The sequence below is a fragment of the Bradyrhizobium sp. SZCCHNS3052 genome (genome assembly GCF_032484495.1).
Classification (GTDB): domain Bacteria; phylum Pseudomonadota; class Alphaproteobacteria; order Rhizobiales; family Xanthobacteraceae; genus Bradyrhizobium.
Map to the genome: position 1 here is coordinate 337,698 of NZ_JAUETB010000006.1, position 16,909 is coordinate 354,606.

10 protein-coding genes and 1 pseudogene are annotated in these 16,909 nt (G+C 65.3%); 3 read left to right on the plus strand and 8 right to left on the minus strand.

Annotated elements, in window-relative coordinates; genetic code table 11:
- Positions 1-3: 3 nt before the first annotated feature.
- The 4 genes from QX073_RS21290 to QX073_RS21305 all read right to left on the minus strand — a co-directional run bounded on the left by QX073_RS21290 (position 4) and on the right by QX073_RS21305 (position 4,370).
- Positions 4-861 carry a carbohydrate ABC transporter permease gene (locus tag QX073_RS21290; RefSeq protein WP_315718345.1) on the minus strand — a complete coding sequence of 286 codons (858 nt, stop codon included), beginning with the start codon at positions 859-861 and terminating at the stop codon, positions 4-6.
- A 12-nt stretch (positions 862-873) separates the two neighbouring features.
- Positions 874-1,800 (minus strand): sugar ABC transporter permease, encoded by a 927-nt coding sequence (locus tag QX073_RS21295; protein ID WP_315753025.1) that lies wholly within the window; start codon positions 1,798-1,800, stop codon positions 874-876.
- Positions 1,801-1,902: 102 nt separating this feature from the next.
- The gene (locus QX073_RS21300) at positions 1,903-3,342 is read right to left on the minus strand and encodes an extracellular solute-binding protein (protein ID WP_316202714.1); all 1,440 of its coding nucleotides are present in this window, start codon (positions 3,340-3,342) and stop codon (positions 1,903-1,905) included.
- 38 nt (positions 3,343-3,380) lie between these two features.
- Positions 3,381-4,370: a sugar-binding transcriptional regulator gene (locus QX073_RS21305; RefSeq protein ID WP_315718398.1), complete on the minus strand. Its 990-nt coding sequence runs from the start codon at positions 4,368-4,370 to the stop codon at positions 3,381-3,383.
- A 180-nt stretch (positions 4,371-4,550) separates the two neighbouring features.
- Here QX073_RS21305 and QX073_RS21310 point away from each other — a divergent pair, with 180 nt between their 5' ends.
- The 3 genes from QX073_RS21310 to QX073_RS21320 are packed head-to-tail and all read left to right on the plus strand — an operon-like array spanning position 4,551 to position 7,740.
- Positions 4,551-5,825, plus strand: coding sequence for an FGGY-family carbohydrate kinase (locus QX073_RS21310; protein ID WP_316203319.1), 1,275 nt, complete (start codon positions 4,551-4,553; stop codon positions 5,823-5,825).
- Positions 5,822-6,691 (plus strand): TIGR01459 family HAD-type hydrolase, encoded by an 870-nt coding sequence (locus QX073_RS21315; protein ID WP_316193095.1) that lies wholly within the window; start codon positions 5,822-5,824, stop codon positions 6,689-6,691. Before QX073_RS21310 ends, QX073_RS21315 begins: the two co-directional genes overlap by 4 nt.
- Positions 6,692-6,705: 14 nt before the next feature.
- Positions 6,706-7,740 carry a class II aldolase/adducin family protein gene (locus QX073_RS21320; protein WP_315718341.1) on the plus strand — a complete coding sequence of 345 codons (1,035 nt, stop codon included), beginning with the start codon at positions 6,706-6,708 and terminating at the stop codon, positions 7,738-7,740.
- A gap of 12 nt (positions 7,741-7,752) precedes the next feature.
- Here the strand turns inward: QX073_RS21320 and QX073_RS21325 are convergent, their stop codons facing one another.
- The 4 genes and pseudogenes from QX073_RS21325 to QX073_RS21340 all read right to left on the minus strand — a co-directional run.
- The gene (locus tag QX073_RS21325; RefSeq protein WP_315753014.1) at positions 7,753-9,609 is read right to left on the minus strand and encodes a tetratricopeptide repeat-containing glycosyltransferase family protein; all 1,857 of its coding nucleotides are present in this window, start codon (positions 9,607-9,609) and stop codon (positions 7,753-7,755) included.
- Positions 9,610-10,167: 558 nt separating this feature from the next.
- Positions 10,168-11,445 (minus strand): 5-aminolevulinate synthase, encoded by a 1,278-nt coding sequence (gene hemA, locus QX073_RS21330; protein WP_315753015.1) that lies wholly within the window; start codon positions 11,443-11,445, stop codon positions 10,168-10,170.
- Between the two features lie 20 nt (positions 11,446-11,465).
- Positions 11,466-14,732, minus strand: a complete 3,267-nt coding sequence (locus QX073_RS21335) for a hypothetical protein (protein ID WP_316226310.1) — start codon at positions 14,730-14,732, stop codon at positions 11,466-11,468.
- A pseudogene (locus tag QX073_RS21340) lies at positions 14,732-16,909 on the minus strand (hypothetical protein); the annotation flags it as partial. The pseudogene QX073_RS21340 and the gene QX073_RS21335, both read right to left, overlap by 1 nt.

Sequence of the window (16,909 nt, forward strand, 5' to 3'; positions counted from 1 at the left end):
TCCTCAACCCTTCACTGCACCGAGCGAGAGACCTTCGACCAGATAGCGCTGCGCATAGAGCGCGAGCAGCAATGTCGGGGTGACCGACAGCACGATCGCGGCGGCGATCTGGCCGTATTGGATACCGGACGCCGTCACGAAGGCCAATGCGCCGACCGTTACCGGCTGCTTGTCGGCCGAGGCCAGGATCAGCGCAAAGACGAAGTTGTTCCAGCAGAAGATGAAGGACAGCAGGCCCGCCGCGGCGATGCCGGGCCCGGCCAGCGGCACGGCAATGCGGGTGAACGCCTCGCGCCAGGAATGCCCCGCGAGCCGGTAGGCGTGCTCGATGTCCGGACTGATGTCCTCGAAATAGCCGCGCACGATCCACAGGATCAGCGGCAGCGCGATCAGCTGGTAGACCCAGACGATGCCAAAATAGGTGTCGTTGAGGCCAAGCTGCTGGTAGTACAGCGACAGCGGAAGCAGCACCAGGAGCGGCGGCGCGAAGCGGAACGACAGCAGCGTGAAGGCGATGGTCTCGCCGAGCCGGAACTTGAAACGCGCGAACGCATAGGCCGCGGGGACGCCGAGCAGCAGCGCCAGGATCACCGACGCGCTCGACAGCACGAAGCTGTTCATCAGATTGCGCATGAAGGTGAGCTGCAGATTGCCGGCGGCGGTCTTGAGCTGGCCCGAGATCAGCGCCTCATAATTGGCGAACGTCGGCTCGAACAGGATGCGCGGCGGGATGCGCAGGATCTGCTCATTGGTCTGGAACGACATCAGGAGGATCCAGACGATCGGAAACATGAAGAACAGAAGCACCAACGCAAGCGCGATGCCACGGAAGATGCGCCCTGCCAGACTGGAGTGATCCATGATGTCTCTCCCTCAGGCGTGACCGTGGGCGCGCGCGCGCAGCCGCAACCAGTTCTTGATGAAGATGTTCGACAGGATGTTGGTGATCAGCCACAGGATCATCAGCAGCGCCGCCGAGCGTCCGACATTGGTGTACTGGAAGAACTCGAGATACGCCTGCACCTGGAACACCATCAGCCGGTCCCCTGGCCCGCCTTGCGTCATCGCATAGACGATGTCGAACTGCTGGATCGAATCGAGCAGCCGGAACAGCGAGGCGGTGATGATGTAGGGCGCGAGCATCGGCAGGGTGATGCGGAAGAACACGAAGCTCGCCGGCACGCCGTCGAGCGCCGCCGCCTCGAACGGCTGCCGCGGCAGCGAGCGCAGACCAGCCAGGAGCAGGATCATGATGAACGGCGTGTAGACCCAGACGTCGACCAGGACGACGGTGAACAGCGCGGTCGACGGATCGGATGCCCATTTGAAGTCGTGCACGCCGAGCAGCCCGACCAGATAGGACAGGATGCCGAAGCTCGGATTGGTCATCAGCTTCCACATCAGCGCGGCGATCGCCGGCGCCGTCATCAGCGGCAGCAGCAGCATGATCGAGACGGCGTTGTGGAAGCGCGTGGGACGTCGCAGCAGCAGCGCGATGCCGAGGCCGAGCAGCAGCTCGGCGATGACGGTCACCGCGGTATAGACCAGCGAGATGCGCAGCGTGTTCCAGAACGCCGGATCGGACAGGAAGTCGATATAGTTGTCGATGCCGATGAAGCCGCGCAGATACGGCAGATTGAGCCGGTAGCGCTGCAATGAATAGACCGCAGCGGTCACGAACGGCACCAGGATGGCGATGCAGACCAGCAGCGCCGGCAGGCTCAGCAGATACGGCAGCAGCCGGCCGCGCCAGCGTTTCGTGCGGCGCGGCGTCGCCTTGGTCTCGACAAGTTGGGCCATGCTCATGACAGGCGTGATCACATCAGCGCGGGATGGGGCCGACCCGGACGCTTGTGGGGAGCATCCGGGCCGGCAGGCGGTCATGGGAGATGCGGCGCGGCCTCAGCCGAGGCCGGCCTGCTTCAGCTGACGGTTGATGCTCTCGGCAAGCTTGTCGAGGCCCTCATCGACGCTGATCTCCTTGGCCACCATCTTCTGCAGCGAGGCCGCCCACTCCGTCGTGAGGTCGAAGAACAGCGGCTGCGCCGTGAAGTAAATCTTCGCACCTGGTGCCGACAGGTCATGCTGCTCGAGATAGCCAGGATAGGACTTGGCGATGCGGTCGCGGAATTCGCCGTCCTTCCACACGGAAGCGCGGACCGGATTGACGAAATCCATCTTGCGGGCACCGAACAGATCGTGCTCGACGGAGGCCGCCCACTGCATGAAGGTCCAGGCCGCATCCTTCTGCTTGGAGAAGCTCGACATCGCCAGCGACCAGATCCAGACGTTCGGCGTCGGTGCCTTCGCGGCCGGATTGGCCGCGAACGGCGCGTAGCCGAGATTGCCGCGCTCCTTGTTCTCGCCGCCGTTCATGAAGTAGCCGAGAATGTCGGCGTCGAAGATCATGCCGGAGGCGCCGGCGCCGAGGTCCGTGCCGACCTGATACCAGGTGTAGGTCGACCAGTTCTTCGGACCCGCCCCCTGGATCATCTTGACCCATTTCTCGTGGAAGTCCTTGGAGGCCTTGGTGTTCATCGCGGCCTTCAGCTTGCCGCCTTCCATCACGAAGTCCTTCTGGCCGAAATTGGCGTAGGCCGAGAGGAAGCCCGGATGGATGGTCGCCCACGAGCGCGAACCGCGCACGCCGACGCCATAGGGGCCGCCAGCGTCCTTGGTGATCTTGGCCGCGACCTCCAGCATGTCGTCGAGATTGGTGGGCGGCTTGACGCCGACCTTGTCGAAGATCTTGCGGTTATAGGTGATGTTGTTGAGCTCGTAGCCCCACGGGATGCACCACTGCTTGGCCTTGCCGGAGCCGAGCTCGGAGCCAGCGACGCCGTCCCAGGCGGTGGAGGAGCGCAGGCCCGGCAGCACATCGTCCCAGGCGAACGCCGGATTGGTCTTGGCCGGATCCTTGATGTAGGCGTTGAGGTCCTCGATCCAGCCGGCCGGACCGTAGGTCCAGGTCATGTAGGCGCCGGTCATGAAGGCGTCGTACTGATCGGACTTCGACGACAGCGCCGCCGTCACCTTGTCGAAATAGACGTCCTCGGGGAAGATGTCGTAGGTGACGTTCATGCCGGTGAGGCTCTTGAACGCCTCGATGTCGCCGATCATCGCATCGACGTAAGGATGCTTGTTCAAGAGCAGCTTGACGGTCTTGCCGCTATGGGCCTTCCAGTTGAAGTCAGCGGCCATCGCCCTCGACATCGCCGAGGCAAAGGCGGCATTGGCGGCGACACCGGCGATGCCGAGCTTGGCAGCGCCGTCGAGCAGATCACGCCGGCTGATGCGCTTGCCGGCATAGGCCGCAAAGAGATTCTTCTCACGATCGTACATTCAACCCTCCCTTTGTTTTTTGTAGAAACGTGTTCGCGTTACCTGCCCTTCCGACTCTTGTTCTTGGAGTTGCCGGATGTTTTCTCCGGCTTGTCGGTCGCCAATGCCTGAGCGGTTACCTCATCGATGATGAGACCGTTCAGGAAGCCGCTGCGCAGCACCGCGCGCAGGGCCGTGATCTTTGCCTCGCCGCCGCCGATGGCGACGATGCGGTGTTTCTTCAGATCGGCAGCGGCCATCGAGGTGGCGCGCGCCGAAAGATCGAGATCGAGCAGTTCGCCCTGGGCGTTGAAGAAATGCCCGAGCAGATCGGCGCAGGCGCCGGCGCGCTTCAGCTCGACGACCTCGTCCGGCTTGATCATGCCGCTCGACACCAGGAAGCCGTCGGCATGGATCTGGCCGATGCCGACGAACAGCAGCGACGCCCGCTGCGCCAGCGCGAACACGTCCGATATGCCGAACTGCTGCATCAGCACGCGGCGATCGGCGACGGAGTTGGCGAACACCGGCACCGGCAGCAGATAGGCTTCGGCGCCGGTGCGCTCGGCCAGGCGATGGATCACATCGAACGGGTTGGCGGCGAATTTGCGCGTCAGGCCGCCGAGCAGCGACACGAACTGCACGTCGCGCGCCGGCGTCTGCGGCAGTTGCGCCACCACCGCCGCAAGCGTGCGACCGTGGCCGACGCCGATGATCTTGTCGTCGCCGCGCTCCAGCACCTGGCGCAGGAAGCTCGCGCCCTCCAACGCCAGCGCCTTCAGTGGCAGATCGCCCTCGCCGAGATCCGGCGCAACACGGCAGAAGTCGAGCCCGTAGCGTTCGGCCAGCGCGTTCTCGAGTGCGACGCATTCGGCGACGGGACCCTCGACGAAGACACGGATCATACCCTCGCGGCTGGCCCGCGCGATCAGGCGATGCGCCTTGGTGCTCTGGATGTTGAGGCGGTCGGCGACCTCCGACTGCGTCAGCCCGGCCGCGAAATACAGCCAGGCGGCGCGCGTCGCGAGCGAGGCCTCGCCGTCCACCATGGGCGCCCTGTCGGAAGCTGTCGTCACGCCTGAATGCCTGCTTGCAAAATTCTTCACACCTTGCAAAAAATTGCAGACGCCGGTCCGGCCGTCAATCCCCCAAACGTGCTGCAGCGCGTCAGGGATGACGCGCCGGGCGAGCACAGCCATGCTCGCCGGCTCACAACGGGATGAGGTCGCATGACGGAGTTGTTTGTCGGCATCGACGTGGGCACGAGCGGTGTGCGCGCCTGCGCCGTCGATATCAGCGGCGAGATCAAGGGCGCAGCCTCCGTTCCGCTGGTCGCGCCGCGTCAGGACGGCAACGCCATCGACCAGGATCCCGAGCTGTGGTGGCAGGCGACGGTCGCGGCGCTCGACAAGCTCGGCAGGATCGTCGATCTCGGCGCCGTCGCGCGCATCGCGGTCGACGGCACCTCCGGCACCTTGCTGCTGATCGACGCCGACGGGCGGCCCCGCTCGCTCGGCCTGATGTACAATGATGCCCGCGCCGTCGACGAGGCCAGGCGCATCGCCGCAATCGCGCCGCCCGAGAGCGGTGCGCATGGCACGAGCAGCCCGCTCGCCAAGCTGCTGCATCTGCTCGCCTCCACGAGCGGCGCGCGACAAGCCGTGCACCAGGCCGACTGGATCGCCGGACGCCTCGCCGGCCATCACGGCGTCAGCGATGAGAACAACGCCCTGAAGCTTGGCTATGACCCCGTCAGGCGCGAATGGCCGCGCTGGATGGATCAGCTCGGCGTTCCTCGCGACGTCCTGCCGAGCGTTCTCGTGCCGGGCACGCCATTCGCCGATATCGATCCGTCGACCGCGCGCGCGCTCGGTCTGTCGCCGTCGGCGCGCATCGTCGCCGGCACCACCGACGGCGTCGCCGCCTTCATCGCCACCGGCGCCGATGCGCCGGGCGATGCGGTGACCTCGCTCGGCACCACGCTGGTGGTGAAGCTGATCGCGACGCAGCCGATCTTCGCCGCCGATCAGGGCGTGTACTCGCATCGCCTCGGCGGCAAATGGCTCGCCGGCGGCGCATCGAACTCCGGTGGCGCCGCGCTGCTTGCGCATTTCACCGCCGCCGACATGGACCGCATGACGCCGTTGCTCCGCCCCGACGAGCCGACCGGGCTCGACTACTATCCGCTGCCCAAACCCGGCGAACGTTTTCCGATCGCAGATCCCGCGCTGGCGCCGCGGATCACGCCACGTCCGGCCGAGGATCATCGCTTCTTCCAGGCGCTGCTCGAAGGAATTGCCGGCGTGGAAGCGCTGGCCTATCAGCGTCTTCACGCGCTCGGCGCGCCGGCGCTACGGCGGGTGATCAGCATCGGCGGCGGCGCCCGAAATGATGCCTGGACCGATATCCGCCGGCGCATCGTCGGCGTGCCCGTCAGCGTCGCCGCGCAGACCGAAGCGAGCTACGGCACCGCGCTGCTGGCGCTGCAGGGACCGCCACGATGACGGCGGCGGCGTGCGAGATCAGCGGCCTGTCCGCCATCGCCGACAGGTTCGATCACGTCCTGCTCGACCAATGGGGCACGTTGCATGACGGCAGGACGGTGCTTCCCGCCGCACATGACTGCGTCCTGCGGCTGCGCGAGGCCGGCAAGCATATCCTGGTGCTGTCGAACTCCGGCAAGCGCGCGAGCGCCAATGCCGAGCGCCTCGCCCGGCTCGGCCTGCCGCGCTCGACCTATGACGGCATTCTCACCTCGGGCGAGGTGACATGGACCGGCCTGCGCGACCGCGCCCGCGAACCCTTCACCGATTGTGGCAATGCCTGCTTCCTGATCACCCGGGGCGGCGATTGCTCGCTGATCGACGGGCTCGACCTCGTCCTCGTGACGGATATGCGTGACGCCGACTTCATCCTGCTCGGCGGCCTCGATGACGACCTCGCCGAGCCCGACCTCTGGCGCGATCGATTCACCGGCGCGGCCGCGCGGGGCGTGCCGATGATCTGCGCCAATCCCGACCTGATGATGTTCGGTGCGGCCGGCCTCATGCCGGCGCCCGGCACGCTGGCGCGCGCCTATGAGTGGCTCGGCGGCCCGGTGAGCTTCGTCGGCAAGCCGCATGCGCCGATCTTCGCGGCGGCGCTGGAGCAGCTCGGCGATCCGGACCCGCACCGCGTGCTGATGATCGGCGACTCGCTCGACCATGACGTCGCCGGCGCCCGCGCCGCAGGCCTGCAAAGCCTGCTGCTCGGCGATGGCGTGCATCGCACGACGCTGGCCGGTGCGCCCGACCTCGCTGCGGCAACGCGCAAGCTCGCAGCTTCGCCCGGCCGCATGCCGAATTGGACGATGCAGCACCTGGTGTGGTGAGAAGGAGACGCGAAATGCGCGAGCCTGCCGAGCTTGATGATTTGCGCCGGATGTCGGCGCGGGTCGGCCGCAACATCGAGCTGGTGCAAGGCGCCGGCGGCAACTCCTCGCTCAAGCAGGATGATGTGCTGTGGGTGAAGGCGTCCGGCACCTGGCTGGCCGACGCCGATGCGAAGGACATCTTCGTGCCTGTTCTCCTGCCTGCGGCGCGCGATGCGCTCGCCGCTGATGACGAGCGCATTCCGCTGGCCGCTCCCGGCCCCCTGCGCGCCTCGATCGAGACCGCGCTGCATGCGCTGCTGCCGCACCGGGTCGTGCTGCACGTGCATGCCGTCAACACCATCGCCTGGGCGGCGCGGCGCGATGCGCGCGATGAATTTGCGGCGCGGCTGGACGGGCTCGCCTGGCGCCATCTCGACTACTTTCATCCCGGACTGCCGCTGGCGCGCGCAGTGAGCACCATCGTCGCGCGCGACTGCATCGACGTGCTGATCCTCGGCAATCACGGCCTCGTCGTTGGTGCCGAAAGCTGCGATCAGGCCGAGGCGCTGGTCCATGACGTCGAGCGCAGGCTGGCGCTGCCGGTGCGCCCGGCGCCCGCTGCCGACGCCGCGGCCTTGCGCCGTCTGTGCGCCGGCACCGCCTATCGCCTGCCGCACGATGCTGGTAGCCACGGCATCGCCACCGATCCTTTCAGCCGCGCCATCGCGACCGGCGGCTCGTTGTATCCGGACCACGTCGTGTTTCTCGGCCCGGGCCTGCCGACGATCGAGAGCGCCGGCGGCCTCGCCACGCTGCTCGCACGGGCGGACGCGAGCCGCCTGCCCGCGCCCGTCGCGGCCCTCGCGCCGGGTCTCGGCGCCCTCATCCGCAGCGACGCCAGCCCGGGCGCCGAGGCCATGCTGAGCTGCCTCGCGCTCGTGACCAGCCGCCTGCCGTTATCGGCCGATATCGGCTATCTCTCGTCTCAGCACGAGCAGTTGCTGCTCAACTGGGACGCCGAACGCTACCGGCAGCAGCTGACGGCAAGCCGCCAGCCGTCGAATTGAAGCGGCGACGGATCACGCGATCGCATCGCTCGAGACCGGCGGGGACGGCGCCCTCGCCCCAACCAGTTCGTGAAGCGCATCTCCGACCTGATCGATGACTTCGCCCCAATCGCGCCTTTCGCGCTGACGGAACAGGCGCATGCGCGGATACCAGACGCTGTCGTCACGATCGAGCAGCCAGCGATAGTCCGGCGTGTACGACAGAAGCGTCCAGGTCGGACAGCCAAGCGCGCCGGAGAGATGAGCGACACTGGTATCGACCGTGATCACGAGATCCAGACATGAGATCAGCGCGGCGGTATCGGCGAAATCGGCAAGTTGACCCGTCAAGTCCACGATCCCGCTCGTCTCCTGGAGCACGGCCTTGTCTTCGGCCTTCGGCTCCTTCTGCAGGCTGACAAACGCCGCATCCGCGCCGAGCAGGCGGGACAACGTGCGCAACGGGATGGAGCGATTGTGGTCGTCGAGATGATTGGGGTTGCCTGACCAGACCAGGCCGACGCGCAATTTCTCGGGCGTGCCAAGGCGCTCCTGCCAGAGTTGGATCCGATCCGGATCAGGCGCCGGCAAATAGGACACCGGCGCTGGAATCGTGGCCAGTGTCGTCCGAAAGACAAACGGCAGGCTCATGATCGGACAATGGGCATCCACCCCCGCAAGGTCGGCGGCCTCCGAGACCGGAATACATTGCGAAATGCCTGGCATGTTCGACAACAGTGGAAGCAACGGCTTTTGAACGGCAAGGATGACGCGCGCGCCCAACGCTGCGACCATCGGCACGTAGCGGACAAACTGGATCGTATCGCCCAGTCCTTCATCGGCGGCGATGACGATGGTTTGTCCCGCGATGCCATCCTGGCCGAGCCACATGGGTCGCCGGAAGCGCGGATAAGAGCTCGGCAGGCTCCAACGGGCCTCCCGGCCAGACCAGCCCGCGTCGAGATTTCCCAACAACAGGTTCAAATGAGCCGTTCCAAGATCGGCCAGCGCGTCTCTCGGATCGGCCCCCTTCAACTGCCTGTAGATCTCGAACGCCTCGTCGAACCGACGGAGCTTCGTCAGCACGGAGGCCTTGTCGTGCAGCGCATCCCTTGAACCCGGCTGCAGAGCCAGGGCTCGCTCGAACCATTCCAACGCGTCCTCGTCTCGGCACATCGTCCGCAACACGATGCCGGTCTTGACGCAGATGTCGGAGTTTTCCGGTTCGATGGCGTGAGCTCGCTGGCAGATCGTCAGGGCCTCGTCGAAGCGCTTCAAGCCGTTCAGAAGCGCGCCACGCATCAAGAGTGTCGGGACATGGTTGGGCCGCAAGACGTCGCTCAGATCGAGATAGGTAAGCGCGTCGTCGATCCGCCCCAGCCGTTGAAGCGTGATGCCGCACTGGTTGGCGGCATCCCAATGCCTGGAATTCAGCTCCAGCACACGTTGGAAGCTCGACACGGCGTCGGCGAGCTGCTGCTGGTTGACGAGGGCGTTCCCCCTCAGCATCCACAGATCGGCGCTTTCGAGACCGAGCGCCGTCGCCTTGTCGACGACCTTCAGCACCTCATCCGAGCGTCCCAAGACCTGCAGCACCGTGCCAAAACTCAGGAAGTACTGCGGCTGAACATCCTGCTGGAGCGCGCGGGATACCCACTGCAATGCAGCTTCATACTGCTGCCCCTGCAGGGCAAGGATGCCCAGCAAGTTGAGGGTCGGCGCATGCCCTCCGTCGATCGCAAGCGCCATATGGCAACACCGTTCGGCATCCGCATGTCGGCCATCGGTGACATCGCGCAAAGCAGCGTCATAGAAGAGCGCGGCACCATCGGGCTTGACAGGTTGGAGCTTCACTTTAGCGGGTGAAGCTCGGCGCTCGCGACGGTTCATTGCTGCATATGGTCCAGGTTGCGTCGTTAAAGTAGTTGATTCTCATTCAGGCTGACAGCCGCAATTCTATCTCCGGCTGTGGTGAGGGCCGCTCCGATTCTGGCTGCATTCCCTAGCATAAGAGCGCGGAAGACAACGATCCGATGACCACTTCGTGGAAGTCAAATTCAGCGCAACCATGGCGGGCACGATCAAATCGGCGTGCAGGACAAGGGTGAGGACTTCTTCGGTGGTTACGCCTATATGAGGTCGGGCCATCCGCCCGACCCTCGAGATCATCATCAGCGAAACGCCGGCACATCTGCGCAAGTTTCACGATCCGGACTCGGGCCTGGCGCTGATCCGGCCGGATGCCTGACATCGGCCGTCGGACAGCTCGGGCTCGTCGCTGGACACGGCCATCCGCACACAGATCGGAAACGGACTGGAAAGGAGGGAGAGGTTGGATGGTGCGCTCGGAGCGGGAGAACACGTGCGTTCGTTCAGTGGCTGAAGCACGACCGCCTTTCCGCACACCGGCCGGACGCCGATTTCTGATCCAATCTTTCGCCGGCAGCGCTATGGCGCTTCATGCCCACGCGTGAGACCGCTCTCCCGGCGGTAACAGAGATGGAGTCTGTCCCACACCTTCATCATCGCATGGACCAGTTGGTCCATGAGCGCGTCGTCGTGATAGGGCGTCGGGGTAAGACGCAGGCGTTCCAGTCCTCGCCGGACAGTGGGGTAATTGATCGGCTGGATGTAGATGCCATGCTCCGACATCAGCAGGTCCGAAGCCGCCCTGCACTTCTCGGGATCGCCGACATGCACCGGCACGATATGGCTCTCGCTCGGCATCACCGGCAGGTCTGCTGCCGTCAGGACCGACTTTAACCGCGCTGCGCGATCCTGATGCCGGACGCGCTCCGCTGTCGAGGCTTTCAGATGCCGGATTGCAGCGGTCGCGGCTGCGCAGACCGGAGGCGGCAATGCCGTCGTGAAGATGAAACCGGGGGCGTAGGAGCGCACCGCATCGATCAGGTTCGCCCCAGCCGCAAGATAGCCGCCGAGACAGCCATAGGCCTTTGCCAGCGTGCCCTCAACAATGTCGATCCTTTCCATGACCCCGTCGCGCTCAGCTATGCCGCCGCCGCGCGGGCCATACATCCCGACCGCGTGCACCTCGTCGACATAGGTCAGAGCGCCGTAGCGCTCGGCCAAGTCACAAATTCGATGCAGAGGCGCGACATCCCCGTCCATCGAGTACAGGCTCTCGCACACGATGAGCTTGGGCCTTTCGGGATCTGCCGCCCGCAGCAGCCGTTCGAGATGCTCAGGATCATTGTGCTGCCAGATCTGCTTCTCAGCACCGGCCTTGCGAACCCCCTCGATCATGGAGTTGTGGTTCAGCTCGTCGGAAAGCAGCAAACACCCAGGCAGCAGCTTGGCGATCGTCGATATCCCCGCATCGTTGGAGACGTAGCCGGAGGTAAACACCAGCGCGGCTTCCTTGCCGTGGAGATCAGCCAGCTCCTGCTCGAGGGCGACGAGCGGATGGTTCGTTCCCGCGATGTTACGGGTGCCGCCCGCGCCTGTGCCCATGCGCGCTGCGGCATCGATCATGGCTCCTATGACATTCGGGTGCTGGCTCATGCCCAGATAGTCGTTGGAGCACCAGATCACGACCTCACGCTTGCCTTCCTCCGAATGCCAGATCGCATACGGATAGCGCCCCGCCAGGCGTTCGAGGTCCGCAAAGACACGGTAGCGCCGTTCCTGATGCAGTCGATCCAATGCGCCGCGGAACATCGCGTCATATTCAGGGAGAAGGCCGAACGGCCGCATCTGGTAGTTCATGATTGGACGACTCCAGCAGACTATCTTGCCCGATTGAACTGGTAGGAGCCCTGGAGAAACACGCCATAACGCTCCGTCGTATATCGCAGCACCTGATTGAACGAATCGACCGCATTGGTGCTGAGATGCCACCAGCGCCCACCGATGCCGATGCGGAAATTGTCGGTCAACTGGTAGTTCAGCACGGTCTCGGCCTGGAATCCGGATCCTTGTCCCGAGGCGGGATCGCGCCCGAAGGTGAAATAGTGCGTGTCGATCGCATTCTGCGAAGTCCAGACATAGGCGGCCTCCGCCTGCCAGCTCAGCCGGTCCGACAGCCGCGTGTCGAGTGAGACACCGGCCCGTCCGCTATGCCAGCGATCCTGCTCGGTCACAACCTTCACGCCTGCCCCAAGCGCCGGACTGCAGATCGTCGGATTGCCACCCACCTGGGTGCAGCCCCGCGCGTCGACCGTTTCTGTCCAATATTGATAGCCGACGAAGGCGCCGAGCCGGAAGCGGTCCGTCTCCAGCAGGTTGAAACCGACATCGAGATTTGCGTATTGCAGCCGCCCGCCCACGCTGCTGACGGTCTTGGACGACGGATTGACGAAGGGCGCAAAGTCCTCGTCGACGAGCGTGCCCGAGCTGATCTTGCCCGCTCCGAAATAGCCCTTCAGAAACATGTTGGTGAACGGGCCGTCGAGCGCATCGACCCTGAAGAACATCTCGCCGCTGTGCCCGGTCATGCCGCCATAGGCGAGCCGGGAGACCTGAAGCGTCGCAGCCTGATCGGCGAAATAGCGGTATCGATTCTGCCCGGAGCTGAACCAGTAGCGCACTCCGGTCTCCAGCATGTAGGACGGCAGGATCGACGCGCGCGACCGCAGCGGCATATCGCCCGAGCCCGCCCCCTGGCCGCCCTGCAGCGCCGCAGGCCTGGCCCAGGCGCAACTGACAATCGAGGCGTTGCACTTCGTGACACCGTCGGCGTTGAAATCGCGCCGCAACGTGACCGTCGCGAACAAGTCCTTGGTCGCCGTCTTGACGTTGGCCAGCGTGCTGTCGACGAACCGGTAGCCGATCTCCGTTTCCAGGCTGATCTCCTTCGACCAGAGATAGCTGACCAGCAGCGACGGCAGAATCGTGTACTCTTTCAAGTCGGTCTTCGTCCCGGACCTGTACCCCGCCCGCAGCCGCGGGCTGATGGCGAGATCCGGCGTGATCGGATAGCGCGTGGCGAGATCGAGCACGTAGAACTTCGAATCCGCCAGGCTCGCGTACCGCAGCGCGCCCATGAACAGATCGCCCGGCTTGATGATGCCGTTCCCGGTCAGTTGAGCCGACAGATAATATTCGAGACCGCTCGCCGGCGTGCCGTCGACGCCTCCGGAGGGCAGCGTGCCGGTCAGATTGGTCACCGTGGCATCGGCCGCGACCTGCCAGGTCTCGTTCAGGGGCCGCGAATAGCTCACCATCGCCGACTGGAACGTCGGCGTGCGGTCGATCGCGAGCTGCCTGATCTCGCCGGCCGTATTGAACTTCATCATGTCGTAGAGCGTGAGGAACGGCTGCCCCTGCAGCGCATTCCACGTCGAGAGAAATGGCACCCTTCGATAATCGAACGAGGCGTTGACGACCGACTTGTCCTCGAACGTATAAGTTCCCGAGAACACGGCGGCATTGAGCGCGCGGAAATGCGTGTCGTAGTCGATCAGGCCGAGCAGCGACTTGTTGGTGTCGAAATAGCGGAATTCGGCTCCGATGGCCTGGCGGTCGACGATGTTGCGGTCGTATTGCGTGATCAGATAGACCGTGGTCTCGAGGCCGCCCAGGATCTTGCCGAAGTCGATGCTCGCGCCATAGAGCGTCTTGCCATCCTTGAACGGTGCGTCGAAACGGCTCCAGTTCGGCGAGCCTGCGAGCACGTTCAGGCGCAGCCCGGGGCTCTTCTGCCAGCTCAGCACCGCGCCGTCGAAGCGGCCGATCACGCCGCCGGTGTTGCGGGACTGCCGTCCGACGCGTAGCGTCACGTCGGCCTCCTTCAGCGTGTAGTCAACCTGGGCGGTCGAGACGCCGTATTTGTCGTTTCCGGTATCGAACTGGCGCTCATGGGTGAACGCCAGCCTGAACTTGGTCCTGATGCGATCGTTGTCGGCGGTGCCGAGAAAGTCGAAATTGGTCAGCAGCGTGTTCTGATGCACCCGGTGCGCGTCGGGATCCGCATTCGGGTTCGGCGCAATCGCCCTGTCCTTGACGGCGCTGGTCGTGTCGTTGGTGATGAAGGTGGTCGAGAGGCTGCCCGACATCGACCAGCGGGTGTCGCCGTTCGGCCCTGCCGCCTTGGTCGGCATGCCTGTCCCCATGTCTCCGCCCTCGGGCGTGACAGAAGACATGTCGCGCGGCCGTGCCGGTGCGCTGCTGGTCGCGGTGAGAAGCGCAGCGAGCCGCTGCCTCACCCGCTCGGCGCCCTCGCCGCTCGGATAGCGGCGCAGATAGTCTTCATACTCCGCCTGCGCGGCAGCGGTCTGGCCAGCCTTCTGCCGCGCCACGCCGAGCAGCTCCTGCGCCTCGGCGCTCGAGCCGTTCTCGGGGAGTTTCAGCACCTTTCGCAGGAGATCGATCGCGGCGCTGAAATTGCCTTTCTTGATCGACGCGCGAGCCTCGTCCATCGAGGCCTCCGCAAACCGGATGTCCGCCGCGGACGCCTGCTGCATCGTGCGATTGTCGTTGCGGACCGACGCCGCCGTGCCGGGGATCGCAACCGGTTTCGGCGCATCCGGAGCGGCTACGCTCGGCACCAGGGCTTTCACCTTGCACGCCGACACCGGACCCTTTCGGGCCACCACGATCGCCACCTGCTCGAAGCTGCCGGATTGGACGATCTGATAGCTGAACTCGCCGGCAAACTGGACGACGAGGATTGGTCCCCTGTTCTGATCGAGCGTCAGATAGACGTCCTGGATGCCGGAGCCCTGGGCGTTGTCGACACGCACGCCTTCGCGCCTGACCAGGCGGCGCGCCATGATTGCGTCCCGATCGACCAATTGCAGCGAGACGCTGAGCTGGCTGCCTTGGTCGAGCGGGAAATGCCCGGTGTAGCGGACACGAACGTGAAAGTTGACCCGCAGAAGGCTGCAGTTTCCGATCGTCGTGGCATTTGCATTGGCGACGAACTGATCGATGACCGGCTGGGCCGGTGCGACGCCAAAGGCTCCGTCGAGCAGAATTGCGAGCAAGCCGGCCAGCAGACTGATCAGGCATCCCGCCGACCTCGCCGCCGCTGCTTGTCCGAAGCAGCCGCGCATCACCAGCCGCCTCCATTGACCCGGTGCTGCCGCTGGCGGCGGGTGATGATGGTGGTCTGCGATTTGTCAGCATAGATATGGCATGCGCCGGTGCAGTCCTTGAGCTCGGCGACGGTGTAGTCCATCGGCGCCGGCTTCACGAGCTTGGCGTGCTGCTGCGGGCGGAAATCACTGGCGTGGCAGGCGGCGCAGTCGGGCTTGTAGGCCGCGAACTTGAACACGACGGCTTGCGAATTGCCGCTGTGGCAGGCGGTGCAGCCAATGGCGGCGCTATGGTTCGGATAGCTTGCCGACATATGCCGGTAATTGACCGAGTTCCAGCTCACCGTCCGGTGGCAGCTCTCGCAGGGGACGTTGGTCACGAAGTGCTTCGGCGACTTGCCGGTAGCATTGGAGCCGTTGTGACAACTGGCGCACGGCGCAGTCAGGCTGGTGTGATCCATCCGCGCGCCCGAGAACGACACGGTGTTCTTGTGGCAGCTCTCGCATGGCGCGCTGGTGACCACGTGCTTCTGCGGCTTGCCGGTCGCGGCCATGCCGTTGTGACAGCTCGCGCAGGCCGCCATCGTGCCGGTGTGGCTGAACCGGGCGCCGCTGAACGTCGTCGTGCTCTTGTGGCAGGTCTCGCACGGCGCGCTGGTCGCGACGTGCTTCTGCGGCTTGCCGGTCGCGGCCATGCCGTTGTGGCAGCTCGCGCAGGCCGCCGTCGTGCCGGTGTGGCTGAACCGGGCGCCGCTGAACGTCGTCGTGCTCTTGTGGCAGGTCTCGCACGGCGCATTCGTCGTGACGTGCTTCTGCGGCTTGCCGGTCGCGGCCATGCCGTTGTGGCAGCTCGCGCAGGCCGCCGTCGTGCCGGTGTGGCTGAACCGGGCGCCGCTGAACGTCGTCGTGCTCTTGTGGCAGGTCTCGCACGGCGCGGTGGTTGCGACGTGCTTCGGCGGCTTGCCGGTCGCGGCCATGCCGGTGTGACAGCTCGCGCAGGCCGCCGTCGTTCCAGTATGGCTGAACCGGGCGCCGCTGAACGTCGTCGTGCTCTTGTGACAGGTCTCACATGGCGCAGCGGTTGCGACGTGCTTCGGCGGCTTGCCAGGCGCGGTCATTCCGTTATGGCAGGATGCGCATGGCCCTTGCGCCGTCATGTGATTGAATCTGGAGCCGGCCTCCGTGGCGCTCGATCCGGCAAGCCCTGCCCTTGGATTGAACGTCGGCAGCAGCGACGGAAGCCGACCGGCATTCTTCGCTTCCGGCGAGTCGCTACCAGTATCGGTGGGGGGCAAGAGCCTGCCGCGGGGATCGTTCGGCAAGAGTGGTGATGTCGCGGATGTCATTCGGGACGGCGTGCTCAACGGTTGCGGCACGGACGTCGTCGCGCCGCCAGCTTTGACCGAACTGTCGGGCTTGGAGGAACCGGACGAACTGGCGGAGGCCCCTGCTTCGGACCCCGCTGTCGGGGCCGTCGACGTCGCAGCCGTGTTCGCCAGCGGCTTGCTGCTGAACAGGAGCGTCGAACTGGATGGCGCAGCGGGCTTGGCGGCAGCAGCGGCCTGAGATGCAGCCGGTGCGGCGCTCGTACCGGGTGCTGCATCGGGATTCGTTGCTGCCGTCATCGTCCGGTTGGCGGTCGAGGCCGGCGTCACCGCCTTGACGGCCGGGGCCTGAGCCGGAACCACCGACCGCGCCGTCGTGGAGCAGCCTGCTGCCGGCTTCTGCGGGTCGTCGTCCCAGGTGGAGAAGTTGGCGGCGGCGCGCACGTGGCAGCATCCGCAATCCTGCGTCTTGGCGCTGTGATCCGGCCCCTGCGCACCTCTGCGGCCCTGGCTGCGATACGAGCCGTTGTGACAGCTGTCGCAGCGCGTGGCATGCACGGCAGCATGGCTCATCGTGTAGGTGGCGAAGCTCGCCGCCGTGTTGCTGTGGCAATTCGAGCACTGCACGCCCGTCACCGGAATATGCGGCGGGGTGGTCAGGCCTTTCGCGCTCGAACCATTGTGGCAGGCGGAGCAATTGGTGTTGGCCGCAGAGTGGGTGAACGCCGCGCCGCCCCAGCTCACATATCCGCCGCTGGCCGCCTTGCTGTGACAGCTGACGCAGTCGGCGCCACCGGTGGCGACGTGGTTCGGGTACGACGCGGTGCCCATGGCGCCCTTGGTGCCCTGGCCGGTGAAGGAGCCGTTGTG